We start from the raw sequence: 25,341 nt of genomic DNA, 5'->3' as shown, positions 1-25,341 counted from the left end.
GGCGGGGGCGAAACCCCCGGACGCGCACCCCCACCCACCCCGAACCGACGACTCAGAGCACCCCCCGCTCCCCCCGCCAAGGCAACTCCGCCGTCACCCGAGTAGGCCCACCCACAGGAGAATCCACCACCAGAATCCCGTCCACCGCATCCAACCGCTCGGCAAGCCCCGCCAACCCCGACCCCCCGGAGGTATCCGCACCCCCCACCCCGTCATCCACCACCTGAAGCATCAGCCGATCCTCCACCCGCCACACATCCACCCCCGCCCACGAAGCCCGAGCATGCTTGCTGACGTTCTGCAGCAGCTCGGACACCGTGAAGTACGCGATCCCCTCGATCGCCGGCGCCGGCCGAGCCGGCAGATCCACCTCCACCTGCACCGGCACCGCGCACCGAGAGGCCACCGCGGACAACGCCGCATCCAGCCCCCGATCCGTCAGCACCGCCGGATGAATCCCACGCGCCAGATCCCGCAACTCCTGAAGCGCCGTCTTCACCTCGCCGTGCGCGTCGTCCACCATCCGCGCCGCCGCCCGCGGATCCTCCGCCAGCTTCTCCTTCGCCAGCCCCAGATCCATCGCCAGCGCCACCAGCCGCGCCTGCGCCCCGTCGTGCAGATCCCGCTCGATCCGCCGCAGATCGGCCGCCGCGGTGTCGACCACGACCCCCCGGTCGGACTCCAGCTCCACCACCCGCGCCGACAGCCGCGTGGGCCCGAGCAGCCCGTGCACCATCAACCGGTCCACCATCGTCAGCGCCCGCACGATCCACGGCGTGGCCAGCGTGAACAACAGCCCCACCAACGCCGTCACGGTGATCTCGAACGGGTTGTCCAGGTAGACGTGGTGCCCCTGATCACCGTAGATCTGAAGCCCGTCCTGCCCGGCGTACATCGGGAAGACCCAGAACCACAGCGGATACGTCAGCAGCGCCCAGCCGTACGTCCAGAAACTCAGGGCGACCACGAAGGAGAACATCGACCACGGCAGGTACAGCAGCGCGTACAGCAGCGTCCGCCAGGACGTGCCGCTCTTGAGGACGGCCCCCATCCAGGCCGGCGCGCCCCGCTTCTTGGGCCGCAGCGGCTCCGGGTCGCCCACGTCGAGGCGCAGCAGCCCCCGCGCCCGGGCCCGCTCCATCGCACCGAAGCCCCTGAGGCCGGCCAGCCCCGCCGCCAGCACGGGGATCCCGAGGAACGTCACGAGCAGGCCCGCGCCCAGCGAGACCGTCGTGACGGCGTACGTGAACAGCAGAACGCCGATCGGCAGCCCCAGCAGCACATACCCCAGCTCGCGCCAGCTGCGCGCCTCGAACGGCGCCCGCAGCCCGGCGGGCAGCCGGTGCCGCCGCGCACTCGGGGACAGCCCGAGTTCGCTGTCGTACCCGTAGCCCTGTCCGTAGTCCGTGGCCATCGGCGTCGTCCTTCTCCTCGTCCCTGCGGCGGTGTCGGCATGTCCTCGTCGCGAGCCCCGGTCCCGGTCCTCGCCCCGCGGCTGTGCCGTCGTACCTCCACCCTCCTGGGCCACGGCCTCCCGGACCATGGAGTCCGTCGGCCTCTCGGAAGGGGGGTTTTCCCTACCTCACCTCTTCCGCCCGGCGTACGGCCGTCCGCTCACGGCGTGCCCTCCCGGTCCCGCCAGGGCAGCTCCGCCGTGACGACCGTCGGGCCGCCCGGCGGGGAGTCGATGACGAACAGCCCGTCCACGGCGTCCAGCCGCTCGGCCAGCCCCCGCATCCCCGTACCGCCGTCCAGACTCGCGCCACCGCGCCCGTCGTCCCACACCTGGATCAGCAGCCGGTCGTCCGCCCGCCAGACGTCCACCGCCGCGGACCGCGCCCCGCTGTGCTTGCTGACGTTCTGCAGCAGCTCCGAGACGGTGAAGTAGGCGATTCCCTCGATCGCCGCGACCGGCCGGGCGTCCAGATCGGCCGTCACCTTCACCGGCACCGTGCAGCGCGAGGCGACCGAGGACAGGGCGGCGTCCAAGCCGCGGTCCGTCAGCACGGCCGGATGGATGCCCCGGGCCAGATCCCGCAGCTCCTGGAGCGCGAGTTTGACCTCGCCGTGCGCCTCGTCGACCATCGCCGCCGCGTACTCCGGGTCCTCCAGCAGCTTCTCCTTGGCCAGACCCAGCCCCATGGCCAGGTTCACCAGCCGGGCCTGCGCGCCGTCGTGCAGATCGCGCTCGATGCGCCGCATGTCGGCCGCGGCGGTGTCCACCACGACCCCCCGGTCCGACTCCAGCTCCGCGATACGCCGCTCCAGCTCGTCGGAGGGCGACAGCAGCCCGCGCACCATCGCCCGGTCGACGTTGGTCAGCCCCCGCGCGAGGAACGGCAGCACCGGCCACAGCACGAACAGCGAGACCAGCGTGATGGCGAAGGTGAGGACGCCCCAGGGCAGACGGATGAAGTTGTACAACACCGTCCGCCAGCCCACCGGGTCCTTGATCCCCGACCACAGCTGCGCGAAGAAACCGTTCCTGCCGCCCAGCAACGGCAACGGGCTCGGCTCGTCGATCCGCATCCCGAGCAGCGCCCGGGCCCGCGCCCGCTCCAGCTTGCCCAGCTGCCGGGCGCCCAGCAGCCCCGCCGCGAGCACCGGGAAGCCGATCACCGTGACGGTCAGCCCCAGGCCGAGGAACAGCGTCGTCACGACGTAGACGAATCCGAGCAGGGCCGTCGGGAAATTCGCCAGGAGGTGGGCGATCTCCTTCCAGGTGTGCCGGTCGAAGGCGAACCGGACGGGCGGCAGGCGGTCGCCGGCCGCCTCCCCGGAGGGGCTCGAGGACGGAAGGCGCTCAGTCATATGGGTTAGCGTGCCGCGCCCGGCCCCGTCGCGCCATGAGGCGGGCCGCCGCGCTCCACTGGGGAAAACCCCACCATCGCGACCTGTGCCTTCTGCCGATGCGTGACGGGCTGCTTACGGTCTCTTTAGCAGGGCCTAGACTCCCGTGCGTACAGATCGTCGAACACAGTCCAGGCCAGGGAGCGAGGGGGCGGACGTGCCGGAACCGACCTTCGTCGAATCGACCGTCGTCCATCCGACCGTCTCCGATTCGACCGCCGCCCATGCGACCGTCGTGGCGGCGGACTACTTCCAGTCGTACTCGGTCGTCGGGCTGCTCGCCGTCGTCGGCGTGCTGTTCGTGGCCGTGGCCTTCGGCGCCGCACGCCTGCTGCGACCCGTGGTCCCCACCCCCGAGAAGCTCCTGACGTACGAATGCGGCGTCGACCCCGTCGGCGAGGGCTGGGCTCACACCCAGGTCCGCTACTACGTCTACGCCTTCCTCTACGTCATCTTCGCCGTCGACTCGATCTTCCTGTTCCCCTGGGCCACGGTCTTCGCCGCCCCCGGCTACGGCGCGACCACCCTCGTCGAGATGTTCATCTTCCTCGGCTTCCTGGCCGTGGGCCTGCTGTACGCATACAAGAAGGGCGTCCTGGCATGGACGTGACGCCAGAAGTGAACTCGCCGGACCGGAACGCGTCGGAGAGGGCTGTGTCGGAGGGGGCTGTGTCGGACGGAGCTGTGTCGGAGAGGGACGCGTCGGTAGGGAATGCGTCGGTGGGGAATGCGTCGGTGGGGAATGCGTCCGTAGGGAATGAGTCGGGGCGTGTTGCCGCGCAGCCCGCGCTGCTGCCGGAGCCGAAGCGCCTGGGCGCCCTCGCCCGCCTCGCCCCCGAGCCGATGAAGGTGGTCCTGAACTGGGGCCGCCGCTACTCCCTCTGGGTCTTCAACTTCGGTCTGGCCTGCTGCGCCATCGAGTTCATCGCCGCGTCGATGGCCCGCCACGACTTCATCCGCCTCGGCGTCATCCCCTTCGCGCCCGGCCCCCGCCAGGCCGACCTGATGGTCGTCTCCGGCACGGTCACCGACAAGATGGCGCCCGCCGTGAAACGCCTGTACGAGCAGATGCCCGAGCCGAAGTACGTCATCTCCTTCGGCGCCTGCTCCAACTGCGGCGGCCCGTACTGGGACTCCTACTCGGTCACCAAGGGCGTCGACCAGATCATCCCCGTCGACGTGTACGTCCCCGGCTGCCCGCCCCGCCCGGAGGCCCTGCTCCAGGGCATCCTCAAACTCCAGGAGAAGATCGCCCGGGAGTCGCTGGGGGAGCGGTACGGCGTGACACGCCCCTCCCCGGCCGCGCTCCAGAGCGGCTTGGTGAAGGGCCCGACGGCCGACGGCACGACCGCCGACGGCACGACCGCCGACGGCACGACCGCCGACGGCGCCCATGGCTCCGCCGGCGCCGAGGGGGCCGAGCGATGACCGAGGTCGGCTGGCTGCCCACCCCCGTCGAGGAACTCTTCGGCACCGATGCCACGGCCGAGGAGTCCTACGCCGTCCTCACCGTCGACGTCCCGCCCACCTCCTGGCTCACGGCACTGGAGACGGCCCGCGACCGCCTCGGCTGCACCTACTTCGACTGGCTGAGCGCGGTCGACGAACCGGGCACGGGTTTCCGCGTCGCCGCACACCTGGTCGCCCTCTCCCCGGTACGGCGCCTCCTCCTGCGTACGACGGTCTCCCACGAAGCCCCCTCCCTGCCGAGCGCGGTCGGCGTCTTCGCGGGCGCCGCCTGGCACGAACGCGAGACCCACGAAATGTTCGGCGTCCTCTTCGAGGACCACCCGGCCCTGGATCACCTCCTCCTCCCCGAGGGCTTCGAGGGCCACCCCCTCCGCAAGGACTTCGTCCTCGCCGCCCGCGTCGCCAAGGCCTGGCCGGGCGCCAAGGAACCCGGCGAGTCGGAACACGGCGGCCCCAAACGCCGCCAAATGCTCCCCCCTGGCGTCCCCGACCCCAACGAATGGGGCCCCCAGAAAGGCCAACTCCCCCCGGCCCCGACCCGCGGCCCCGCCCGCCCGGCAGGAGACCGCCCGCCCCGCCGAGCCCGCACCACCTCCGAGGGCTCCGCAACCCAACCGGCACCCCCCACCCAACCCGACACACCCACCCCAACCACCCCACGCCGCACCCGCTCGGCGTCGGAGGGTTCGGCGAGCCAGGCGGGGGCGTCTGCGGGGGCGGGTGCTTCGGGGGTTGGTGCTCCGGTTTCTCCGACGGGTCCGCGGCGTGCGCGTTCGGCGTCGGAGGGTTCGGCGAGTCAGGCGGAGGGGTCAGCCGGGGCTGATGCTCCGGCCGCCCCGACCGGCCCGCGTCGTGCGCGCAGCGCGTCGGCGGGTTCCGCCTCGCAGCGCGCCCAGACACCGTCGCCCAAGGACACCCCCGCCCGCCCCTCCGCCCCCCCGCGCAGCACGGACGCCCCCTGGCACCACGCCCGCCCTGCTTTCGACGAGCCCGGCCCAGAGCCCACCTCCGAACCAGCGGGCGCTGCCGAGCCAACCCCGAAACGGTCGGCCGATGCCGATGCCGATGCCGATGCCGATGCCGACTCAGGGTCCGGCTCGGGCTCCGGTACGGAAACCCGTACAAGCGCCCCCGCTGATTCCGCCGCCCCCGAGGCCCCCGCTGATTCCTCCGCCCCCGAGGCCCCGGCTGTCACCCCACCGGACCCGAACCCTAGGAACCCGGAGAACCTGGACAACCCGGAGAATCCCGAGCGCTCCCAGGAGCCCAAGAACTCCGAGAAGCCCGAGAACTCCGAGAATCCCGCGAACCCTGACAGCCCTGACAGCCCTGACTACCCCGACACCCCCGCAGGAGGCCCGCAGTGAACGACGCTCTCGACGTCGCCCTGCGACTCCTGATCGTCTTCGTCGTCTTCCTCACCTTCCCTCTGATCATCGGTCAGACCGAACACAAGGTCATGGCCCACATGCAGGGCCGCCTCGGCCCGATGTACGCCGGCGGCTTCCACGGCTGGGCCCAACTGGTCGCTGACGGAGTGAAGTTCGCGCAGAAGGAAGACATCGTCCCCGCGGGCGCGGACCGCCGCATCTTCCAACTCGCCCCCGCCGTGGCCCTCCTGCCCTACCTCCTGGTCCTCCTTGCGATCCCCATCGGCCCCGGTGAGGGCGCCGTCGGCGAGGTCGTCGACGCGGGGGTCTTCTTCGTCCTGGCCGTGATGGGCGTGGGCGTCCTCGGCTCGCTCATGGCCGGCTGGGCCTCCGCCAACAAGTTCTCCCTCCTCGGCGGCCTCCGCACCGCCGCCCAACTGCTCGCCTACGAACTCCCGATGCTGCTCACCGCCGCCTCGGTGGCGATGGCGGCCGGGACGGTGTCGATCCCCGGCATCCTCGACGCCTTCGAGTGGTGGTGGCTGCCCTGGCAGATCGTCGGCGCGATCGTCTTCTTCGTGGCGGGCCTCGCCGAACTCCAGCGGCCCCCCTTCGACATGCCGGTCGCCGACTCGGAGATCATCTTCGGCGCCTACACCGAGTACACCGGCCTCCGCTTCGCCCTCTTCCTCCTCGCCGAGTACGCCGGGATCGTCGTCCTGTGCGGCCTGACCACCGTCCTCTTCCTGGGCGGCTGGCACGGCCCCTGGGGTGCCGACGGTCTGGGCTGGGTCTGGACCCTCCTGAAGGCCGCGATCCTCGCCTTCCTCGTGATCTGGCTCCGCGTCACCTACCCCCGCCTGCGCGAGGACCAGCTTCAGAAGCTCTCCTGGACCCTCCTCGTCCCCCTCTCTCTCGCCCAGATCGCCCTCACCGGCATCGTCAAGGTGGTGATCCAGTAACCATGGCCGCGCCTCTCCCGCCCTCCCGGCCCCGCATTCCCGGCTCGGGCCTCGCCAAGGGCCTGGCCGTCACCCTCCGCACGATGACGCGGAAGACCGTCACCGAGCAGTACCCGGACGTCCAGCCCGACCTCCCGCCCCGTACCCGCGGTGTCATCGGCCTGTTCGAGGAGAACTGCACGGTCTGCATGCTGTGCGCCCGGGAGTGCCCGGACTGGTGCATCTACATCGACTCCCACAAGGAGACGATCCCGGCGGCGACCCCCGGCGGCCGCGAACGCAGCCGTAACGTCCTCGACCGCTTCGCCATCGACTTCTCCCTGTGCATGTACTGCGGTATCTGCATCGAGGTCTGTCCTTTCGACGCCCTGTTCTGGTCTCCGGAGTTCGAGTACGCCGAGACCGACATCCGCGAACTCACTCACGAACGCGACAAGCTCCGTGAGTGGATGTGGACCGTCCCGGCCCCGCCCGCCCTCGATCCCGGCGCGGAGGAACCGAAGGAGATCGCGACCGCCCGCAAGACCGCTGAGAAGTTGGCGGCCCAGCAGGCCCAGCAGGCCCAGCAAGCCCTGCAGGTCCAACAGGTCCCGCAGGCTCAGCAAGCCCCGTCGGCCGGCGAGCCCCACGCCGACGAACAGGCCCGAGCAGCCGAGCGACCCACCCGCCCCCAGGGCGACTCCAAGCAGCAGACCGACCAGCCGACGTCGGACCAGCCAGGGCCGGGTCAGTCGAGGCCCGATCAGTCGAGGCCGGATCACCCGAGGCCCGACCAGCCAGGGCCGGATCAGGAGGGCCGGGGATGACCCTCGCAGCGACCGCCGCCCACCTCGCCCCGGACACCACCGCGGCCGCCGGATCCCACGGACTCCTGGTCACCACGGCCGCCGAGTCCCACGGCTTTCTCTCGCCGACCGGTGTCGAGATCGCCTTTCTCCTCGTCGGCCTCGTCACCTTCGGCGCCGCGATCGTTACCGTCACCACCAAGCAGCTGGTGCACGCCGCCCTGTGGCTCGTGGTGACCCTCGGTGGCCTCGCCGTCGAGTACCTCCTGCTCACCGCCGAGTTCATCGCCTGGGTGCAGGTCCTCATCTATGTAGGTTCCGTCGTCGTCCTCCTTCTGTTCGGTCTGATGCTCACCAAGGCACCCATCGGCCGGTCCCCGGACGCCGACTCCGGCAACCGCTGGGCCGCCCTCACCGTGGCCGTCGCCGCGGCCGGCGCCCTGGTCTGGGTCGTCGTGGACGCCTTCCGGACGACCTGGATCGACCTGGACGGCCCGGCCGCAGGCTCCACCGAGGCCACTGGCGCCAGCCTGTTCCAGAACTGGGTGCTGCCCTTCGAGGCCCTCTCCGTCCTCCTCCTCGCCGCCCTGGTGGGAGCGATCGTCCTCTCCCGCAAGACGAAGGCGGAGACAAGCTCTCCCCATGTGAACTCCCGGGCTGCGACCGGTGGTTCCCCATCTGTCCCGGATTCCCGTAATCACCCGATAGGGCGAAACGAGCCGACCGAGGGAACTGCATCGGCCGAGGGAACCGCGTCGGTCCAGGGAACCGCGTCGGCAGAGGGAACCACGTCGGCCGAGCAGGAAGGCGCCCGCTGATGCACCTCGCCTACCCCGCCGTACTCTCCGCCCTCCTCTTCTGCACCGGTCTGTACGGCGTGCTCGCCCGCCGCAACGCGATCCTCGTTCTGATGTCGGTCGAGTTGATGCTCAACGCGGTCAACCTCAACCTCGTCGCCTTCGACGTGTGGCTCAGCAGGACCGCCGAGGAGACCCTGCACTCGGGCCAGGCCCTGACCCTGTTCACCATCGCCATCGCCGCCGCCGAGATCGGCATCGGTCTCGCGATCGTCCTCGCCGTGTACCGCAACCGCGGCACCTCGGACATCGACAGGCTCCGCGACTCCGCCGAGGGCCCCGAGAACCATCCGGACGACGGCTCCGACAGCGACGCCCCCACGGCCGATCCGGCCGTACGGGCCGGGAAGGCTGAGGCCACCGCGTGACCACGACCACCCTCGCCGTCCTCGTCCCCCTCCTTCCCTTCCTGGGCGCCGGGGCCGGCCTGCTCCTGGGACGCACGGCCCCCGGCTTCGTCCGCCCGCTCGCCGTCCTCCCGACGCTCGCCTCCCTCGTGCTCGCCGTGCTGGTCGCCGTGCGTCAGGGCGGTGACCAGGCCGTGGACGCCGCCACCGAACTCACCCCCACCGGCTCGGTCCCGATCGAACTGGCCCTGCACATCGACGGCTTCGCCGCCCTCGTCGCCATCCTGGTCGGCGTAGTCGCCACCTGTGTGCAGATCTACTCCACCGGCTACCTGCGCGACGACCCGCGCTACCCCTCGTACGCCGCTCTCGTCTCCCTCTTCACCGCCGCGATGCTCCTCGTCGTCTACTCCGGCGACCTGATGGTGCTGCTGGTCGGCTGGGAGATCATGGGCATCTGCTCGTACTTCCTGGTCGGCCACTACTGGGAGACCCCGGAGGCCCGCGCCGCCTCCCTCAAGGCCTTCCTGGTGACCAAGCTCGGTGACGTCCCCTTCCTGATCGGCCTGTTCGCGCTGGCCACCGACGCCGGGTCCTTCCGCATCACCCGCGTCCTGGGCGCCGTCGCGAGCGGTGGACTCGACCACCCGACCCTGATCGCCCTGCTGCTCCTGGCCGGAGTGGCGGGCAAGTCGGCACAGTTCCCGCTGCACACGTGGCTCCCCGACGCGATGGCGGGTCCCACCCCCGTCTCCGCGCTCATCCACGCCGCGACGATGGTCGCCGCCGGTGTCTACTTCGTCGCCCGTCTCCTTCCCGTCTTCGAGGCATCCCGAGCCGCGATGGTCACCCTGGCCGTCATGGCCGCCGTCACGATGGCCGGCTCGGCGCTCACCGCGCTCGCCCAGGACGACATCAAGCGCGTCCTGGCCTACTCGACGATCGGCCAGCTCGGCTACATGACCGGCGCCCTCGCCGTCGGCGACCGCGGCGCCGCCGTCTTCCACCTCCTGTCGCACGGCGCCTTCAAGGCGCTGCTGTTCCTCGCGGCGGGCGTGATCATCCACGCCGCCGGCACCAATTCACTGGCCGCCATGTCCCGCATGAAGGACCTGCGCCGACGCGTGCCCGACGCCTATTGGACGATGACCGTGGCGCTCCTCGCGCTCGCCGCGATCCCGCCCTTCAGCGGGTTCTTCTCCAAGGAGTCCGTCCTCGGCGCCGCCGAGCACGTCGCCACCGGCCACACCGAGCACGCCCCCGGCGCCGCCGGCTGGACCGTCCTCGTGGCCGGCCTGCTCACCGCCCTCCTCACCGCCGCGTACGCGACACGCCTGTGGCTGCTGGCATTCCGCGGCCGGGGCACCGAGGCCCCCGACCACGGCAGGCAGCCCCGCACCATGACCCTCGTGCTGTGGGTCCTGGCCGTCCCGTCCCTCGCCGTGGGCGGCCTCGCCTACCGGGTGCTGCCCGACTGGTTCGACGGCCGTGACCTGACCCCGACCCTCACCACCTCCGTCCTCGGCACGGGAGTGGCCCTGGTCGGCGGCCTCGTCACCTACGCGGCCTGGCGGCGCACCACGGCATCGGCGGCCCGTACTCCGCTCGGCGCGGTCGCGGCCCACCCCGAGGGCGACGCGGCACTCGTCGAGGCCGAGGCCATCGCCAGCCACGCGCCCGCGTACGGGAACGTGGCCTCGGCACCCGACCCCGCGGACCCGGGCCGCCTGCTGCTGGGCCCGCTGCACCGCCACGCGGCCGTCGGCTTCCACCTCGACGCCCTGTACGCGGCCCTGTTCGTCCGCCCGGTCCAGGCCGGAGCCACCCTCGTCCGGTTCCTCGACCGCGAGGTCGTCGAGACCTACGTACGCGGTGCGGGCGCGCTGCCCGGCCTGCTGGGGACCGCCGTACGACGTGCCCAGACGGGCAATCTCCAGACCTATGTGAGCGCGCTGCTCGCCGGCACCGTCGTCCTGGTGGTCGCCGCCGTCCTCGTCGCCACGGGAGCGTGAGCAGGCGTGATCGATATCAACGAGTCCGTGATGCAGTTCCTTCTCGCGTTCGTCGTCGTCGGCCCGCTCCTCGGAGCCGCCGCCGCCCTCCTGCCCGCCCCGCCCGGAATGAAGGGGAAGTCGCCCGAGCAGGCCGTGCTGCGGCACGGTGTGACCGTGACCGGCGCGATTCTCGTCGCCGCGATCGTCCTCGCGCTCGGCTTCGACCACGACCATCCGTCGAAGATGCAGGCCACGACCGACATCAGCTGGATCCCCGCACTCGACGTGCGCATTCACCTCGGCATCGACGGCATCTCCCTCCCCCTTCTGGTCCTGACCGCGCTGCTGACCTTCCTCTGCGCGCTCTACTCGTACTTCAAGCTGCCCGCGGGACCGACCCCGAAGGCGTTCGTCGCTCTGCTGCTCGTCCTGGAGGCCGGCACCCTCGCGACCTTCGCCGTCCTCGACCTGCTGCTGTTCTTCCTCGCCTTCGAGATGGTCCTCATCCCGATGTACTTCCTCATCGCCCGCTGGGGCGGAGAGGGGCGGACCCGGGCCGCCTGGCGGTTCATCCTCTACACGTTGCTCGGTTCGGTCGTCATGCTGCTGGGCCTGCTCCTGATCGGGCTCAAGGCGGGCACGTTCGACATGGTGGCACTCGCCACTGACAACGGCCGGTCCCTGACCGCATCCGTGCAGGTCATCGCCGTTCTGGCGATCGGGATCGGGCTCGCGGTGAAGACGCCGATGTGGCCGCTGCACAGCTGGCTGCCCGACGCCCACACCGCGGCGCCGACCGTCGGCTCGGTCCTGCTGGCCGGCGTCATGCTGAAGATGGGAACGTACGGTTTCGTCCGGATTCTCCTGCCGATCGCGCCGGACGGCTTCCGGGACTTCGCGCCCTACCTGGCCGCCTTCGCCGTCGTCGGGATCATCTACGGGTCCCTGGCCTGTCTGGCTCTCGCCAAGCAGGGCGCGAAGGGCGATCTCAAGCGGCTGATCGCCTACTCCTCCGTCGGCCACATGGGCTTCGTCCTGCTCGGTATCGCGACCATGACCCCCACCGGTGTGAACGGCGCCCTGTTCGCCAACATCGCCCACGGCCTCATCACCGGCCTGCTCTTCTTCCTGGTCGGCGCGCTGAAGGACCGTACCGGCACCACCGACCTCGACACCCTCGCGAAGGAGACCGGCGCCGCGCTCTACGGCAAGGCCCCGCGCCTCGGCGGCCTGCTCGCCTTCGGCGCCGTCGCCTCGCTCGGCCTGCCCGGCCTCGCCGGGTTCTGGGGCGAGATGCTGGCGCTGTTCGGAGCGTTCCGGCCCGCCGACGAACTCAGCCGCCCCGCCTTCCTCACCTTCATGGCGATCGGAGCGTTCGGCACGCTGCTCACGGCCGCCTACATGCTGATCGTGGTCCGCCGCGTCTGCATGGGCGCCGTACCGCAGGAAGGCCCGAAGCTCGCCGACGTCCACACGTACGAGTTCGCGGCCTGGGCCCCGCTCGTCGCCCTCACCGTCGCCGCCGGTCTCTGGCCCAAGGCCCTGCTCGGTCTGACCGATCCGGCCGTGCAGCAGCTCCTCGCAGGAGGCACCCGATGAGCTCCCTGGCCGCTTCGGCCCAGCCGCTGGCCGCGAGCCTCGTCCAGTCCGTCGACTGGCTCGCCATCGCCCCGCCCACCATCGCGGCGGTCGTCGGGCTCATCGCCCTCGTCGCCGACCTGTTCGTCGGCGAGAAGAAGAAGGCGCTCCTGGGCTGGCTGTCGGTCGCGGGCCTCGCCGTCTCCACCCTCATGCTGCTGCCCCTCCTGGACGGCGACCGCTCCACCTTCTGCCTGACCGGCACCCCCGACGTGTGCAGCTACACGGCCGACCGCTTCACGCTCGTCCTCCAGCTCCTCGTCCTCGGCGGCGCCCTCCTCACGGCCCTGCTGTCGGTCACCGCCCTCAAGGACGCCGACAAGGGACTCCCCGAAGGGGAGTACTGGTTCCTCCTGCTGTCCTCCGCGGCCGGAGCCGCCCTGCTGCCCGCCTCCCGCGACCTGGCCACCCTGATCGTCGCCCTGGAGGTCGCATCCCTGCCCGCCTTCGCCCTCGTCGGCCTGCGGCACGGCGACAAGAAGTCCTCCGAGGCGGCCCTGAAGTTCTTCCTGTCCTCGGTCACCGCGACCGCGGTCAGCCTCATGGGCGTCAGCTTCGTCTACGCCACCACCGGCACCCTCTACCTCACCCAGATCGCCGACCGCATCCAGAACGTCGACGGCCAGCTGCACACCCTCGCTCAGACCGGCGTCGTTCTCACCCTCATCGGCTTCGCCTTCAAGACGGCCGCCGTCCCGTTCCACTTCTGGGTGCCGGACACCTACGTGGGAGCGCCCCTCCCGATCGCCGCCTACCTGTCGGTCGTCGGCAAGGCGGTCGGCTTCTCCGGCCTGATCCTCGTCACCGTCGTCGCCCTCCCGTCGTACGCCGACGTCTGGGGCCCCGCCCTCGCGGCCCTGGCCGCCCTCACCATGACCGTCGGCAACGTCGGCGCCCTCCGGCAGCAGGCCACGCGCGCGTACAGCGCGGTACGGCTGCTCGCCTGGTCCTCCGTCGGCCAGGCCGGCTACCTCCTGGTCCCGATCGCCGCCGCCGCGTACTCCGACAACGCCGAGCGGTCGATCGGCTCCACGGTCGCGTACGCCCTCATGTACGCCGCCGTGAACCTCGGCGCCTTCGCGGTGGCCGCCCTGGTGGGCCGTACGCAGCTGCTCAACCGCCTTGCCGACTACCGAGGCCTGTACGCCTCGAACCCCCTCACGGCCCTCCTCCTGGCGTTCTTCCTGCTCTGCCTGGCAGGCCTGCCGCCGGGCATCATCGGCCTGTTCGCCAAGGTCACCGTGTTCTCCGCGGCCGTCGACGCGGGCCTGGGCTGGCTCGCCGTCGTCATGGCGGTCAACGTCGTGATCGCGCTCTTCTACTACCTCCAGTGGACGGCCCTGCTGTTCCGGGCTCCAGAGGGCGAGGCCGTGAAGCACCGCGTGCCGGCGCCCCTCACCGCCACGATCGCCCTGACCGGCGTCCTCGGCATCGTCCTGTCCGGAGCACCCCAGCTGGTCCTGCGCTTCGCCGACACCGGCCTGTTCTGAGCGTCCTCGCTGCTCATCACCCGGTCGGCCCACGCAGGCCGCCGTACGCACAAGGGAACTAGTGACCCTCGCCTGGCGTTGAGCAGATCGGGAGGGTCCACTGGACGTGACACCACGACACCAGTGGCACGGCAGATCGACAAGGCAGATCAGCAGGCAAAGGGTTCCCCTGCCGCACGACTTGGAGGGCGTACCGTGCACCGCCGGCACAACGGGCTCAGGACCGCAGTACTCCTCGGGGGACTGTCCGCACTCATCATCGTCATCGGCGGCTTCTTCGGCCGGATGGGGCTCGTAGTAGCAGTCGTGATCGCCCTGGGCACCAACGCGTACGCGTACTGGAACAGCGACAAGCTGGCTCTACGCGCGATGCGCGCCCGCCCGGTCAGCGAGTTCGAGGCGCCCGGCCTCTACCGCATGGTCCGTGAGCTCTCCACCCAGGCGCGCCAGCCCATGCCGCGCCTGTACATCTCCCCGACGGAGGCGCCCAACGCCTTCGCCACCGGCCGCAACCCGCGCAACGCCGCCGTGTGCTGCACCGACGGCATCCTGCGCCTCCTGGACGAGCGCGAACTGCGCGGAGTGATCGGCCACGAGCTCAGTCACGTCTACAACCGCGACATCCTGATCTCCTCGGTCGCCGGAGCTCTCGCCTCCGTGATCATGTTCCTGGTCAACTTCGCCTGGCTGATCCCGATCGGCCGCTCGGACGACGACGACGGCCCCGGCCTCCTCGGCATGCTGCTGATCATGCTCCTGGGGCCGCTCGCGGCCACCCTCATCCAGCTGGCCATCAGCCGCTCCCGAGAGTACGAGGCCGACGCGTCCGGCGCACAGCTCACCGGTGACCCGCTCGCCCTCGCCAGCGCCCTGCGGAAACTCGAAATGGGCACCAAGCAGCTTCCGTTGCCCCCCGAGCCACGCATCGAGACCGCGAGCCACATGATGATCGCGAACCCCTTCCGCCCTGGCCAGGGACTGTCCAAAATGTTCTCGACACACCCGCCGATGGCGGAGCGCATCGCCCGGCTCGAGAAGATGGCAGGTCCCCCACAGTGAAAACCATCCTGAACGTCATTTGGCTCGTCCTGAGCGGCCTCTGGCTGTTCCTCGCCTACCTCGTCGCCGGCGTGCTGCTGTGCATCACGATCATCGGCATCCCCTTCGGCATAGCCGCCTTCCGCATCGGCGTCTACGCCCTGTGGCCCTTCGGGTACACGACGGTCGAGCGCCGCGACGCGGGCGCGCCGTCCTGCGTGGGCAACGTGCTCTGGCTGGTCCTCGCCGGCTGGTGGCTGGCCATCGGCCACATCGTCACCGGCATCGCGCTGTGCGTGACGATCATCGGTATCCCGTTCGGCATCGCCAACTTCAAGCTGATTCCGGTCTCGTTGTTCCCGCTGGGACGCGAGATCGTGCCCACGGACCAGCCGTTCGCCGCGCGCTGACGGGCGGACCGAAGGGGTGGGGAAGCCGAAGTACCTGCTGCTGTCGTACGACCCTCGGGCCGAGTACGAGGGCGAGGACGGCTACGAGGAGACGTGGGCCCTGTGCCAGGACGCCGCCGACCTCTTCGCCGACCCGCCTCCCCCCACACGCGGCACGTACGAACTCCTCGGCTGCGCACCGGAGGGCAGGCTGTCGGCGGCCCTCACCGGTGCGCGAGCCGAGGGTTCGGCACCGCTCGGCATCCTCACCCTGGAGATCCTCGACAAGTCCGGTACGGCGGTCGGCGAGTGGTACCTGGAGGACGTGCGCGTCCTGCGCGACCGCGCCTGTGCCCGTGATCTGACGCTGCGGGACATCACGGTCGAGGCGAGCGAGTCCGACGACAACCCCTGGGGCTACCCGCAGTGTCCTCCACTGTCTCCGGGGTACCGCCTGCTCGACGCCACCGGCGAACAACTCGGCACCTGCCGTGACCTGGCCCGGATTGGTGTGGACGGGGACGAACCCCTGGAACCCCCGCTGCGGCTGCTGGGCTGTGCGCCTCAAGGTGCCCTGCGTACCGCGCTGGACAGCGGTGAGGAGGACCTCGGGCACGCGAAGGTCGTGCGCATCGACTCCTCCGGCCGGCCCGTGCAGTCCGCCGCCGAGGGCGAGGTGCGGGCGTGGATACCCTCCGCCCGCGGCTCGGGCCTGGTCGACCTCACTCTCGATCTGTGGTCGGAGCGACCGCCTCTCGCGGCGCGGGAGGTATGGGAGCTGTGGGAAGAGGGCCGGCCGACCGAACCCAACCGCTGGGCTCGGTGCGACACCGCCGCACGCGACTTCTGGCTGGGCACGGCCAGGGAGAACCACCCGCACGGCCGCCCGGACCGGTCCGCCGGCACGACCTATCACCTCGACGGCCGCCACATCACCGACCGCCCCGGTTTCTTCTGCGCCCTCGGCGAGGCGGTCAACGGCCCCGGCGGCTACTTCGGCTGGGGCCTCGACGCCCTGGCGGACTGCCTCTGCGGCCGCTGGGGTGCCACCCCACCCCTGACCCTCGTCTGGCACGACGCCGATGTGGCCCGCGCCCAGCTGGCAGCCGCGACCGCCACGGCAACGGCCGCTGCAACCGCCGCCGTTGGACCCGCCGACCAGGCTTCCTCGTTGGACTTCGAGGAACTCCTCACGTTCCTGACCGAGAAGAACGTCGCGGTCCGCCTCGCCTGACACCTCGCGTCGGCGACGGGTTATCCACAGGCGGGGGACCTGGCTCGGCGCGGTTGTCCACAGGCCTGAGCGATTGTCAGCGGCGCCTTGCATCATGAATGCATGACCGAGAGCGAGCAGTTGCTGACACAGGTGGCGGCCAAGGCGCACCGCACCCGCCCCTGGGGCTGGACGTCACTTCCCGACCCGGTGGACCCCACCACCGTGGACCGCGCCGAGTCCGCCCTGGGCTTCCGTCTGCCCGCACTCCTCGCCGAGCTCTACCTGCGGATAGGAGACGGCGGATTCGGCCCGGAATACGGGCTGTTGCCCCTGCTGGACAGCCTTCCGTCCGGTGAGCCCGCCGCCGTGGCGCGGTACCTCGCCAACCGCGAGAGCGGCCGCAAGGACCCCGACTGGCCCTGGCCCACAGGGGTGTTGCCGATATCCCACTGGGGCTGCGCCATGTACGCATGCGTCGACTGCCACAACCCGCACCACCCCGTCCTGCTCTTCGAGCCGAACGCCGACGACGCCGACCACGCCTGGTTCGTGGACGCCCCCACCCTCGCGGACTGGCTCCGCACCTGGACCGACGGCACAGGGTGGTACGAGGAGACGAACGAGGACCTGGAAATGGCCCCGTGGACCGACTTCCGCATACGCACGGCGTACATGCGGGCGTCCTGAGATGCGCATGGTGTACATGCGGGCGTCCTGAGATACGCACGACCACCGCTCCGGCTCCCGCCCCGGCCGGATCGTCCCTACCGCCCCGCCAGTCCCCGCCGCACCCCGTACGCCAGCACACCCACCGCCAGAACCCCGGCCCCCACGACCACCGAAACCCCCGGCAGCGCGAACGCCAGGACCACGCAGCCGAGCAGCCCCACAGCCGGCACCACTCGAGCCGCGGGACCTGAACCGAGCGTCCAGGCCGAGGCGTTGGCCACGGCGTAGTACGCCAGCACACCGAAGGAGGAGAAGCCGATCGCACCTCGCACGTCCACCGTGGCCGCCAGCGCCGCGACCACGACACCCACGGCCAGCTCGGCGCGGTGCGGGACCTGGAACCGCGGATGCACGGCGGCCAACACGCCGGGCAGATGCCGGTCCCGGGCCATGGCCAGCGTCGTCCGCGACACGCCCAGGACCAGGGCGAGCAGGGAGCCCAGCGCGGCCACGGCGGCGCCCACCCGCACCACCGGCACCAGCTCCGGCACCCCGGCCGCGCGCACCGCGTCGGCCAGTGGCGCCGTCGCCCGCCCGAGACCATCCGCACCCAGCACGGAAAGGACAGCCACCGCCACACACGCGTACACCGCCAGCGCGATACCCAGAGCGATCGGGATCGCGCGGGGGATGGTGCGCGCGGGATCCCGTACCTCCTCGCCGAGGGTCGCGATGCGCGCGTATCCCGCGAACGCGAAGAACAGCAGACCGGCCGCCTGGAGCACGCCCATCACACCGCCCGAGGCCCCGATGTCCAGCCGCCCGGCATCGAACGTCCCGGACCCCAGGCACACGACCACGACGGAAGCGAGGACAGCCAGGACCACCGCGACGATCGCCCGGGTCAGCCAGGCGGACTTCTGGACACCGCCGTAGTTCACCGCGGTCAGCGCCACCACGGCCGCGACCGCGACCGCGTGCGCCTGGTCCGGCCAGACGTACGCGCCCACGGTGAGCGCCATCGCCGCACAGGAGGCCGTCTTGCCGACGACGAACGACCAGCCCGCGAGATAGCCCCAGAACGGCCCCAGCCGCTCGCGTCCGTACACGTACGTGCCGCCGGAGGCCGGGTACAGGGCGGCCAGCCGCGCCGACGAGGTGGCGTTGCAGTACGCGACCCCGGCGGCCACCGCGAGCCCGAGCAGCAGTCCGGATCCGGCCGCGTGGGCCGCGGGTCCCAGGGCGGCGAAGATACCGGCGCCGATCATCGAGCCCAGCCCGATGACCACGGCATCGCCCACGCCCAAGGTGCGCCGCAGTTCGGCGCCGGAAGCTGTCATGCGGCGCACCTTACTGATCGCTGCAACCGGCGAGTGCTGCCGCGTCGTCCTCTTCATCAACACGGGACGAACACTCTCCCGAAGCACCACGCACCAACACCGCCGGTGGCGATCGAGATCACATTCTCGGGACGGCACGGGCACAGCTCGGAAGGGCAGGTTCAGGGCATGAGCATCATCAGCTGGATCATCCTCGGCCTCTTGGCCGGAGCCATCGCCAAGTTCCTGCTGCCGGGCCGTGACCCGGGCGGCTTCATCGGTACGACCCTCATCGGCGTCGCGGGCGCGTTCATCGGCGGCTGGATATCGGCCCGCTGGCTGGACCACCCGATCGCGAAGAGCTTCTACGACGGTGCCACCTGGGCGGCGGCGATCGGCGGCTCGTTCGTCCTGCTGGTGGCCTACCGCATCCTGTTCGGCAACTCACGCGACTGAGCGCGCCGCCCCCCCCGAACCGCAGCCAGCAGCACGGAGGGCGGGCACCCGGCCAGCTCCGGGTGCCCGCCCCTCCCAACGGCCCAGCGCTTGCCCCGGGCACCACGTGCCTACCGGTAGTTCACGAACTGCAACGCGAAGTCGAAGTCCTTGCCCTTCAGGAGGGCGATGACGGCCTGGAGATCGTCGCGGCTCTTCGAGCTGACCCGCAGCTCGTCACCCTGCACCTGGGCCTTGATGCCCTTGGGACCCTCATCGCGGATGATCTTCGCCACCTTCTTCGCGTTGTCCTGGGAGATGCCCTCCTCGATCGACGCGAAGATCTTGTATTCCTTGCCGGACAGCTGCGGCTCACCGGCGTCCAGCGCCTTCAGCGAGATCCCGCGCTTGATCAGCTTGGACTGGAAGACGTCGAGGACAGCCTTCACCCGGTCCTCGGAGTTCGCCTCCATCAGGATCTTGTCGCCGGACCACGAGATCGAGGCACCCACACCCTTGAAGTCGTAGCGCTGCGAGATCTCCTTGGCGGCCTGGTTGAGGGCGTTGTCGACCTCCTGCCGCTCGACCTTCGAGACGATGTCGAAACTGGAGTCGGCCATGTCCTGTGGCTCCTTGTATCGGGGTGCGTATCGGCGTGCGTACGGGTCCGTATCGGCGTGCGTGGGGGCGGCCGCCGAGCCCGGCACTACCCGGGCCGCATCCGCACAAGCCTAGCCATCCCCTGCCCCCCGAGCGCAGATCAATCGGGTGGCGAAGCACCCCTCCGTATCGGGTATTGTTTACGTCGTTGCCACGGAGCACCGCCGAAAAGCGGTTCGAAGGGCAGCAAACCCCGGCGGTGTGCCCGAGCGGCCAAAGGGAGCAGACTGTAAATCTGCCGGCTCAGCCTTCCCAGGTTCGAATCCTGGCGCCGCCACGCTGAGAGAGACCCCCTCTCACCAGGTTAATCACCTGGTGAGAGGGGGTCTCTGCGTTGCTCGCGCCGTTCGATTCGCTGTGGACGAGACGTGGACGTGTCTCACCCCGTACCGCCCATATCCCACTGTTGATCAGTGCGTGTCCCCCAGGTGTCCCCCGGGGGTGAGCATCGTCACTCGGGCTCGTTCCACTCCCGAAGCGCTGCGTCGATCCGGCTGTTCGCCCGCTCTCGCGTCTGGTCAAGCACCTTGGCGTACACCTTGTGCAGTACCGCGATGCTGTGTCCGGCGCGGCGGGCACACTCCATGGCGTCCACCCCGGAACTGAGCCAGAACGAGACGCCGGCGTGACGGAGGTCGTAGGGCCGGCGGGCCAGCAGCGAGGCTGTTTCCGCCTCGGTCAGCACGTCCTTCCGGGCCTTGGCCCATACCTCCCCGTATCCGGTTTCCTGTAGCAGCCCATCGCGGTTCGTCCGGAAAAGACGCCCATCGGGTGCCGTGCCGTGCGTGGCGATGTGCTCCCGCAGTAGGCGGACGAAGTGGGGCGGAATCGGTACCGGACGGGAGTCCTTCTTGGCGCGGGCCTTGAGATGACGCGTCTCATGTGCCGTTCCGTCGTCGGTCCAGCTCCGTCCCGCCCGGACGATTCCTTGCCGCAGAGTGAGCATGCCCCACCCCGTCTCTGGGAGGTGGCACTGGCTCACACGCAATCCGGAGGCTTCGGCGGGGCGCATTGCCGCGTAGTACAGACACCCGAAGAACGCTTCCAGGTGTCGCCCACGCGGGCCCTGCTCACGCACCCCCGCCAGTAGCGCGCGGACCTGGCGAGGGTTGGCGACGCTCTCGGGGTCGACCGCTTCCACTGATTTCGGGGCAGACCACTTCACTGCCGTGATCGGGTTGACCGGCATGCTGAAGTACTGCTCTTCCACGGCGAGTCCGAGAACATCGCTCAGGCAGGCTCGCTTGCGTTTCGCGGTGCGCGGCGATGCCTCTTTCCCGTCCAGCCGTAGGGACAGTGCGTCCAGGGCCATACGCACGGCCGCGGGGTCCTCCATCGCGGAGACCGGCATCGAGTGCTTGGAGATCCAGGCGAGGGCGCGGGCCACATCGTCCGGCGGGGTCTCGTCCCAGCGGTTCCGGTTGTACGCCCACCCGTACAGCGCGCGCCGCATGAGCGCGGTGTCGGGCATCCCCGTTTTCGTCTTCACGAGCGCTGGGGTGATGGTGGCCAGCGCATCGGCGTAATTCTTCCGCGACTTCGCAGGGGCCAGCGCCCACTTGCGGTCGACGTACGTGCGACTGTGCTCGTACCACGTGATAGAGCCCTGCTTGGCGCGTAGTTCGGATACGGGCAGGCCAGTCTCTTCGTCGAACTGGTCGCCGTGTCGCACGGCAGACATGAGTTCCGAACGGCGGCCTTCCGCCTGCACCTTGAGGGTGTAGCTCTTGGAGTGCTTGCGCTCCCCGACCAGCCAGCGCAGGCGGTAGGGCTTCGGGCGATCCTTGCGGACCTCGATGGAGTAGAGGCGAACGTCGTAGGTCAGTGCCATATGAACTCCAGAGGGGCCCGCTTCCAGCGGGCCCCTCGTGTCTTGAGTGCGTGGGGGAAGGTTGTCAGGCTGCGTCTTCCATGGACGCCCACCAGGCGTCGAGGTCACTTCGACGGCAACGGAGTTGCCCGTTCGACAGCTTGATGAGCTTCGGAGCCCTGCCACGGGCGCGCATGCGGTAGAACGCGGCCCGGCTCATCTTGATCTCACTGAGGACTTCGCAGAGTTTGAGCTTCTCGGTGCCTGCCAAGACGGCAACTCCTTCTCGGGATGAGGAGCGGGGGCCCGTCGACCCCCTCCTGAGGGGCGCTACTTCCGCTACCTCCGCTACCTCGCAGGTCAGGGGCCTGTTGGAGGTAGCGGGAAGGGGTAGCGGTAGCGGATGGGTAGCGGGGCGGTAGCGGCAACCGGGGCGGGTTGCCGCTACCGCATTAGTGCTGGTCAGGCCACGTTTTCGGTGCCGGGTAGCGGAGGTAGCGGACTTTCCGGGGGCGGGGGGCAGTAGCGGGCCCACGCGTCCCACAGATCGGCGACGTAGTAGCCCTTGAGGACGCTCCCGGCGGCCTTGATGTTGCGGGAGGCGATCGGCTCGTTGTCGACCGTCATGTACTCCGCGAGCATCTTGGACAGGCGCCGGTTGTCGAGCGGCTTGCCGTGCAGGTCCGCCCACGGAGCGTCGTCCAGGGCGTTGAGCCGGTCCAGGATCGCGACGGTGGGCAAGCGGTCGATGCCGACCATGACGTGATCGCGCAGGTCGGTCAACAGCCGCACCCCGAGGCTGCCTTTGTCGTTGGCCTTGGACGCGGTGACCAGGGCGACGCAGGCTTCACGGGCCCGGTCGGGCCAGTCCCCGCCGGCGGCGTCCGCGATCGCGAGCAGCGGTTCCCACACGTCGGCGGGCCGGTCCGTGACGCCCTCGGGCATGGCCGGCCACACGTTCATGACTCGCTCGCTGACCTGCTCTGCCCAGGTGGCGAGCCGGTCGCGCAGGGCGAACCCTTCCTTCTCATGGATGCGGGTGCGGTAGGGCTCGATCTTCTCGTTGCGGGCCCTGCGGCGCATGCGGATGTTGACGGAGCGGTCCCGGATGGTGTCGGGCAGGTAGCCGAGCCCGGCCACGGCGACGGCGGCGTAGGAGTGGAAGGCTTGCACGGTCTGGTTGGCGCCGTCTCCCACGCAGCGGAACATCGGCCGGTTGCGGCGGTGTCCTGCGTTGATGAATCCCCGGAGCTGCTCGTTCTCTCCGGCCTTGGGGCCGAAGATGGTGTCGATCTCGTCGAAGAGGATCGTGGGGCGTTTGCCGTCGACCCCTGCCACGGCGCGGAAGAGCGCGGCGGCGGAGGCGTCGACAGCGGCCATGGGGTTGGGCACGAGCGTTTCCACGATCTCCAGCGCACGGGACTTCCCGGACCCCGGTTCGGGCGACAGGAACGCGAGACGCGGGGTGGACTCGAAGCAGTCGAGCAGGTGGGCGTGTGCGTCCCACAGGACCACGGCCACGTAGGCGGCCTCGTGGGGGAAGACGTTGAAGCGGCGGTGGAAGGCTTCCACCTCGTTCAGCAGGGCCGCGCCGTCGATGCGGTCGGTCATGCGGCGATCCTCCGTTCCTGGGGGGTGCGGAGCGGGCAGGCGTCGCGGTGGGCTTCGTGGTCGGCGATCAGGTTGATCACCCGGCGGTGTCCCACGACGCTGCGGTCGCGGCCGCACAGGCACGTCGACGTGGCCGTCGGGATCGCGCCCTTCGGGGCGGTGATGCGCAGCACGGCGACGATGTAGCGGCCGTCGCCGGTCTGCGGGTCAGGGCCAACAGCAGTGCGGACGCCCTTACGGGCGGCGCCTGTCGGCACGCCCACGGCCGCACGGGGCAGCACCGGTCCGGCGGCGCGCAGGCCGTCCGGGGCGGCGGGGATGCTCTTCAGAGGGGGAGGGGAGGGGGCGTTCATGCCGCATCCCGCCTGCTGCTCTGGTTGTGGGTGATGGACCAGTTCAGGGCACTGCGGAGGGTGGAGCGGCACTCGGGCGCGGTGAGTCCGGCGGCCTCGCCCGCCTCCTGAAGAGCCTGCTCGACCACGTGCCGGGGGAGGTCGCCCCACGCGACGAAGCGACCCAGGGCGCGCGCCGCGCGGAACAACGTCCCCTCGCGTTCCCCGAGTTGGGCCGTGGCGACGTTGCGCGTCTCGCTGGCGAGCGCTACATCCGCATATCGCCGTGATTGCCCCGCTACGGCCACTGAAGGCGCCTGAGATGCCCTGGGGGCCGGTTCCAGGATGCATTGCAGCCAGGACGGCAGAGAGGCCGCTACAGAGCCGCTGAGGGCTTCATAAGCTCCGGTGGGGGTGCGGGACCCGACGGCGACGACGTAGCCACCCCACGCGCGAGTGTCGACCAACTCACCGATGGTTCCCGCTGTGTTGGACAGCCGGACACCATGGGGGACGGTGAAGTACAGGTGCTCACCGCCGCTCGCGGTCCGGGTCCGGTAGGTGCCGGGCACCGGGTGGCCGGCGCGCTCGCAGAGCGCTGCAAAGGTCGCCGCGCCGCCAGGCGCGTCCGCACTGCTGTTGTCCTTGGAAACATCGAGGTCGACCACGAGCAGGCCCGAGGGACCGGTGGCGATGCCGACATTGAACGGGATCCGGGACCAGGCGGCCCGGATGCGGTCGGGGTCGATGGTGGCACGCTGTTCCCACTTGCGGTGCCCGCGCACGCAGGGGCCGGTGCGGGGGCAGGCGGCGGTGCCGTGCAGGGCGGGCCGCTTGGTGCCGGGGCGGAGCGGGAAGACGTGCCAGCCGCGCGCGGCGGCGTCCAGGGCCGCGTGTAGCAGCGCGGACCGGGTGTCATGAGTCATGCTGGATGTCTCCAGTTCCTTGAAGGGTGACTGGCTGACAAGGGCGGCCCCGGATCATTGGCGTGAGACGGGGGCCGCCCTTGGCGTAGCTAGAAGGGGCTGTTCTGCCGGTACCGCGCGTTGGTGACGATGTCGGTGTGGTCGAAGGCGAGGCCCCGGGCGTCTTCGAGTGGGGTCCAGCGGACGGCGGCGGCGTCGTCTCCGGCGTGTGCGGTGGTGTCGGCGGGGACGGTCACCAGGTAGGCGGCGGTGACGTACCGGCCGCGCGGGTCGCGGTCGGGGGCGTCATAGACGCCGATCAGGGTCAGGTCCCAGGGGTCGACGCGGACGCCGGTCTCTTCCAGCAGTTCGCGTGCGGCGGCGGTGCGGGAGGTCTCGCCGGGGTCGACGTGCCCGCCCGGCAGGGCGAACTGTCCCTGGTGCGGGGGCCAGCCCCGCTCGATCAGCAGGACGGCGCCGTCCCGGATGCACACCACGTCGGCGGTGTAGCGGATGGTCTCGAAGGTCTCGGTCATGTTCAGCTCTCGATTCCTGGTCGGGAGTTCAGCCGTGGAAGTGGTTGCGCTTGAAGATCGCTTTGCGGATGTGGACCGTGGTCCCGCCGTGGTGGCCGCGCGTGCTGAACACCTGCACGGCGATCCACCCGCCGAAGATCACGGCAGCCAAAGTGATCAGCTGAGTGATCAGGGCGGTCAACGCGGTGATGAAGGTGGTGAGCAGGAGCAGGCCGCCGCACACAGCGAGGAACCCGACGCCCCCGAGGGCGACGTTCACCGCCGCGCGGGAGACCGGCGGCTTGACCGCGACCGGCTCCGGGCGCGCAGGCTCGATCGCGTAACCGGTGACCACGCGGCCGTCGGGCAGGACGACGCTCGCCACCGACGGCACCGTGCCCGGCTGCACCGGGACGACCGGTGCGGGGTGGATGGCGGCGGGGGTGATCGGGGTGGGCCGGTGGATGTCCACGGCCCGTTCGGCGGGCGTGTGGGTGGGGTGTTCGGGGTACATGCGGAATCCCTTCGAAGGGTGGTCCGGGGAGGCAGGGTCACCCCCTTCGAGGGGCGCTGTGGAGGGGGTTTTCGGGGTGCTGACCTGTATGCCTCCCCGCCTCCCCGAAATGATGTTTTCGCTGATCAGTGCGGGGGATGCGTGCCGGGGAGGGGGTTGGGGAGT

General features: G+C 70.4%; 26 protein-coding genes and 1 tRNA gene. 16 read left to right on the top strand and 11 right to left on the bottom strand.

The features are described from left to right. Positions 1 to 52: 52 nt before the first annotated feature. Positions 53 to 1,414, bottom strand: coding sequence for a sensor histidine kinase (locus K4B79_RS40105; RefSeq protein ID WP_232032364.1), 1,362 nt, complete (start codon positions 1,412 to 1,414; stop codon positions 53 to 55). 200 nt (positions 1,415 to 1,614) lie between these two features. Next, positions 1,615 to 2,811, bottom strand: coding sequence for a sensor histidine kinase (locus K4B79_RS40100; protein WP_232032363.1), 1,197 nt, complete (start codon positions 2,809 to 2,811; stop codon positions 1,615 to 1,617). A gap of 196 nt (positions 2,812 to 3,007) precedes the next feature. Between K4B79_RS40100 and K4B79_RS40095 the strand changes: the two genes are divergently transcribed. The 14 genes from K4B79_RS40095 to K4B79_RS40030 all read left to right on the top strand — a co-directional run bounded on the left by K4B79_RS40095 (position 3,008) and on the right by K4B79_RS40030 (position 17,093). Beyond that, positions 3,008 to 3,460, top strand: a complete 453-nt coding sequence (locus tag K4B79_RS40095) for an NADH-quinone oxidoreductase subunit A (protein WP_232032362.1) — start codon at positions 3,008 to 3,010, stop codon at positions 3,458 to 3,460. Positions 3,461 to 3,585: 125 nt separating this feature from the next. Continuing rightward, entirely contained in the window at positions 3,586 to 4,278 is a 693-nt protein-coding gene (locus K4B79_RS40090) for an NADH-quinone oxidoreductase subunit B (protein WP_374208574.1), read from the top strand. Beyond that, the gene (locus K4B79_RS40085) at positions 4,275 to 5,687 is read left to right on the top strand and encodes an NADH-quinone oxidoreductase subunit C (RefSeq protein ID WP_232032361.1); all 1,413 of its coding nucleotides are present in this window, start codon (positions 4,275 to 4,277) and stop codon (positions 5,685 to 5,687) included. Before K4B79_RS40090 ends, K4B79_RS40085 begins: the two co-directional genes overlap by 4 nt. Continuing rightward, entirely contained in the window at positions 5,684 to 6,652 is a 969-nt protein-coding gene (locus K4B79_RS40080; protein ID WP_232032360.1) for a complex I subunit 1/NuoH family protein, read from the top strand. The genes K4B79_RS40085 and K4B79_RS40080 overlap by 4 nt, the downstream gene beginning before the upstream one ends. 2 nt (positions 6,653 to 6,654) lie before the next feature. Continuing rightward, positions 6,655 to 7,458: a NuoI/complex I 23 kDa subunit family protein gene (locus tag K4B79_RS40075; RefSeq protein WP_232032359.1), complete on the top strand. Its 804-nt coding sequence runs from the start codon at positions 6,655 to 6,657 to the stop codon at positions 7,456 to 7,458. Next, positions 7,455 to 8,255 carry an NADH-quinone oxidoreductase subunit J family protein gene (locus tag K4B79_RS40070; RefSeq protein ID WP_232032358.1) on the top strand — a complete coding sequence of 267 codons (801 nt, stop codon included), beginning with the start codon at positions 7,455 to 7,457 and terminating at the stop codon, positions 8,253 to 8,255. Before K4B79_RS40075 ends, K4B79_RS40070 begins: the two co-directional genes overlap by 4 nt. Then, positions 8,255 to 8,662: an NADH-quinone oxidoreductase subunit NuoK gene (gene nuoK / locus K4B79_RS40065; protein WP_232032357.1), complete on the top strand. Its 408-nt coding sequence runs from the start codon at positions 8,255 to 8,257 to the stop codon at positions 8,660 to 8,662. The genes K4B79_RS40070 and nuoK overlap by 1 nt, the downstream gene beginning before the upstream one ends. After that, on the top strand, positions 8,659 to 10,653 hold the full coding sequence (locus K4B79_RS40060; protein ID WP_232032356.1) for an NADH-quinone oxidoreductase subunit 5 family protein: 1,995 nt from the start codon (positions 8,659 to 8,661) through the stop codon (positions 10,651 to 10,653). Before nuoK ends, K4B79_RS40060 begins: the two co-directional genes overlap by 4 nt. A 6-nt stretch (positions 10,654 to 10,659) precedes the next feature. Then, positions 10,660 to 12,234: an NADH-quinone oxidoreductase subunit M gene (locus tag K4B79_RS40055; RefSeq protein ID WP_232032355.1), complete on the top strand. Its 1,575-nt coding sequence runs from the start codon at positions 10,660 to 10,662 to the stop codon at positions 12,232 to 12,234. Then, a complete protein-coding gene (locus tag K4B79_RS40050; RefSeq protein WP_232032354.1) occupies positions 12,231 to 13,763 on the top strand; it encodes an NADH-quinone oxidoreductase subunit N in 1,533 nt (510 codons plus the stop codon). Before K4B79_RS40055 ends, K4B79_RS40050 begins: the two co-directional genes overlap by 4 nt. 195 nt (positions 13,764 to 13,958) lie before the next feature. Then, positions 13,959 to 14,822, top strand: a complete 864-nt coding sequence (gene htpX / locus K4B79_RS40045; RefSeq protein WP_232032353.1) for a zinc metalloprotease HtpX — start codon at positions 13,959 to 13,961, stop codon at positions 14,820 to 14,822. Next, positions 14,819 to 15,211, top strand: a complete 393-nt coding sequence (locus K4B79_RS40040) for a YccF domain-containing protein (protein ID WP_232032352.1) — start codon at positions 14,819 to 14,821, stop codon at positions 15,209 to 15,211. Before htpX ends, K4B79_RS40040 begins: the two co-directional genes overlap by 4 nt. A 16-nt stretch (positions 15,212 to 15,227) precedes the next feature. Beyond that, positions 15,228 to 16,424, top strand: coding sequence for a barstar family protein (locus K4B79_RS40035; protein ID WP_232032351.1), 1,197 nt, complete (start codon positions 15,228 to 15,230; stop codon positions 16,422 to 16,424). A gap of 102 nt (positions 16,425 to 16,526) precedes the next feature. Beyond that, entirely contained in the window at positions 16,527 to 17,093 is a 567-nt protein-coding gene (locus K4B79_RS40030; RefSeq protein WP_232032350.1) for an SMI1/KNR4 family protein, read from the top strand. 77 nt (positions 17,094 to 17,170) lie between these two features. Here the strand turns inward: K4B79_RS40030 and K4B79_RS40025 are convergent, their stop codons facing one another. Next, on the bottom strand, positions 17,171 to 18,415 hold the full coding sequence (locus K4B79_RS40025) for an APC family permease (RefSeq protein ID WP_232032349.1): 1,245 nt from the start codon (positions 18,413 to 18,415) through the stop codon (positions 17,171 to 17,173). A gap of 168 nt (positions 18,416 to 18,583) precedes the next feature. Here K4B79_RS40025 and K4B79_RS40020 point away from each other — a divergent pair, with 168 nt between their 5' ends. Next, the gene (locus K4B79_RS40020) at positions 18,584 to 18,850 is read left to right on the top strand and encodes a GlsB/YeaQ/YmgE family stress response membrane protein (RefSeq protein ID WP_232032348.1); all 267 of its coding nucleotides are present in this window, start codon (positions 18,584 to 18,586) and stop codon (positions 18,848 to 18,850) included. A gap of 110 nt (positions 18,851 to 18,960) precedes the next feature. Here K4B79_RS40020 and K4B79_RS40015 read toward each other — a convergent pair whose 3' ends face one another. Continuing rightward, on the bottom strand, positions 18,961 to 19,449 hold the full coding sequence (locus K4B79_RS40015; protein ID WP_067437880.1) for a YajQ family cyclic di-GMP-binding protein: 489 nt from the start codon (positions 19,447 to 19,449) through the stop codon (positions 18,961 to 18,963). 235 nt (positions 19,450 to 19,684) lie between these two features. Between K4B79_RS40015 and K4B79_RS40010 the strand changes: the two genes are divergently transcribed. Continuing rightward, a tRNA-Tyr gene (locus K4B79_RS40010) sits at positions 19,685 to 19,766 on the top strand. A 174-nt stretch (positions 19,767 to 19,940) separates the two neighbouring features. Here K4B79_RS40010 and K4B79_RS40005 read toward each other — a convergent pair. From K4B79_RS40005 to K4B79_RS39975, 7 genes are all read right to left on the bottom strand, one after another. Next, positions 19,941 to 21,320, bottom strand: coding sequence for a tyrosine-type recombinase/integrase (locus K4B79_RS40005; RefSeq protein WP_232032347.1), 1,380 nt, complete (start codon positions 21,318 to 21,320; stop codon positions 19,941 to 19,943). A 64-nt stretch (positions 21,321 to 21,384) separates the two neighbouring features. Further along, positions 21,385 to 21,570 carry a helix-turn-helix transcriptional regulator gene (locus K4B79_RS40000; RefSeq protein ID WP_062232941.1) on the bottom strand — a complete coding sequence of 62 codons (186 nt, stop codon included), beginning with the start codon at positions 21,568 to 21,570 and terminating at the stop codon, positions 21,385 to 21,387. A gap of 191 nt (positions 21,571 to 21,761) precedes the next feature. Continuing rightward, a complete protein-coding gene (locus K4B79_RS39995) occupies positions 21,762 to 22,910 on the bottom strand; it encodes a DUF3631 domain-containing protein (protein WP_232032346.1) in 1,149 nt (382 codons plus the stop codon). Continuing rightward, on the bottom strand, positions 22,907 to 23,263 hold the full coding sequence (locus tag K4B79_RS39990) for a hypothetical protein (protein ID WP_232032345.1): 357 nt from the start codon (positions 23,261 to 23,263) through the stop codon (positions 22,907 to 22,909). Before K4B79_RS39990 ends, K4B79_RS39995 begins: the two co-directional genes overlap by 4 nt. Then, positions 23,260 to 24,168, bottom strand: coding sequence for a bifunctional DNA primase/polymerase (locus K4B79_RS39985; RefSeq protein WP_232032344.1), 909 nt, complete (start codon positions 24,166 to 24,168; stop codon positions 23,260 to 23,262). Before K4B79_RS39985 ends, K4B79_RS39990 begins: the two co-directional genes overlap by 4 nt. A gap of 89 nt (positions 24,169 to 24,257) precedes the next feature. Next, positions 24,258 to 24,683 (bottom strand): NUDIX domain-containing protein, encoded by a 426-nt coding sequence (locus K4B79_RS39980; protein WP_232032343.1) that lies wholly within the window; start codon positions 24,681 to 24,683, stop codon positions 24,258 to 24,260. 28 nt (positions 24,684 to 24,711) lie between these two features. Then, positions 24,712 to 25,176, bottom strand: a complete 465-nt coding sequence (locus K4B79_RS39975) for a hypothetical protein (RefSeq protein ID WP_232032342.1) — start codon at positions 25,174 to 25,176, stop codon at positions 24,712 to 24,714. Positions 25,177 to 25,341 lie beyond the last annotated feature (165 nt).

It is taken from the genome of Streptomyces lincolnensis, from assembly GCF_021173675.1.
In the GTDB taxonomy this organism is placed as follows: domain Bacteria; phylum Actinomycetota; class Actinomycetes; order Streptomycetales; family Streptomycetaceae; genus Streptomyces; species Streptomyces lincolnensis_B.
This window is presented reverse-complemented; position numbering and strand designations above follow the sequence as displayed.

Excerpts from the sequence above, each read along its gene's own strand:
- K4B79_RS40020 (WP_232032348.1), top strand. The coding sequence starts at position 18,584 with ATGAGCATCATCAGCTGGATCATCCTCGGCCTCTTGGCCGGAGCCATC.
- nuoK (WP_232032357.1), top strand. The coding sequence starts at position 8,255 with ATGCACCTCGCCTACCCCGCCGTACTCTCCGCCCTCCTCTTCTGCACC.
- K4B79_RS40075 (WP_232032359.1), top strand. The coding sequence starts at position 6,655 with ATGGCCGCGCCTCTCCCGCCCTCCCGGCCCCGCATTCCCGGCTCGGGC.
- K4B79_RS39990 (WP_232032345.1), bottom strand. The coding sequence starts at position 23,263 with ATGAACGCCCCCTCCCCTCCCCCTCTGAAGAGCATCCCCGCCGCCCCG.
- K4B79_RS40100 (WP_232032363.1), bottom strand. The coding sequence starts at position 2,811 with ATGACTGAGCGCCTTCCGTCCTCGAGCCCCTCCGGGGAGGCGGCCGGC.
- K4B79_RS40085 (WP_232032361.1), top strand. The coding sequence starts at position 4,275 with ATGACCGAGGTCGGCTGGCTGCCCACCCCCGTCGAGGAACTCTTCGGC.
- K4B79_RS39995 (WP_232032346.1), bottom strand. The coding sequence starts at position 22,910 with ATGACCGACCGCATCGACGGCGCGGCCCTGCTGAACGAGGTGGAAGCC.
- K4B79_RS40025 (WP_232032349.1), bottom strand. The coding sequence starts at position 18,415 with ATGACAGCTTCCGGCGCCGAACTGCGGCGCACCTTGGGCGTGGGCGAT.
- K4B79_RS39975 (WP_232032342.1), bottom strand. The coding sequence starts at position 25,176 with ATGTACCCCGAACACCCCACCCACACGCCCGCCGAACGGGCCGTGGAC.
- K4B79_RS40015 (WP_067437880.1), bottom strand. The coding sequence starts at position 19,449 with ATGGCCGACTCCAGTTTCGACATCGTCTCGAAGGTCGAGCGGCAGGAG.
- K4B79_RS40105 (WP_232032364.1), bottom strand. The coding sequence starts at position 1,414 with ATGGCCACGGACTACGGACAGGGCTACGGGTACGACAGCGAACTCGGG.
- K4B79_RS40050 (WP_232032354.1), top strand. The coding sequence starts at position 12,231 with ATGAGCTCCCTGGCCGCTTCGGCCCAGCCGCTGGCCGCGAGCCTCGTC.
- K4B79_RS39980 (WP_232032343.1), bottom strand. The coding sequence starts at position 24,683 with ATGACCGAGACCTTCGAGACCATCCGCTACACCGCCGACGTGGTGTGC.
- K4B79_RS40005 (WP_232032347.1), bottom strand. The coding sequence starts at position 21,320 with ATGGCACTGACCTACGACGTTCGCCTCTACTCCATCGAGGTCCGCAAG.
- K4B79_RS40030 (WP_232032350.1), top strand. The coding sequence starts at position 16,527 with ATGACCGAGAGCGAGCAGTTGCTGACACAGGTGGCGGCCAAGGCGCAC.
- K4B79_RS39985 (WP_232032344.1), bottom strand. The coding sequence starts at position 24,168 with ATGACTCATGACACCCGGTCCGCGCTGCTACACGCGGCCCTGGACGCC.
- K4B79_RS40070 (WP_232032358.1), top strand. The coding sequence starts at position 7,455 with ATGACCCTCGCAGCGACCGCCGCCCACCTCGCCCCGGACACCACCGCG.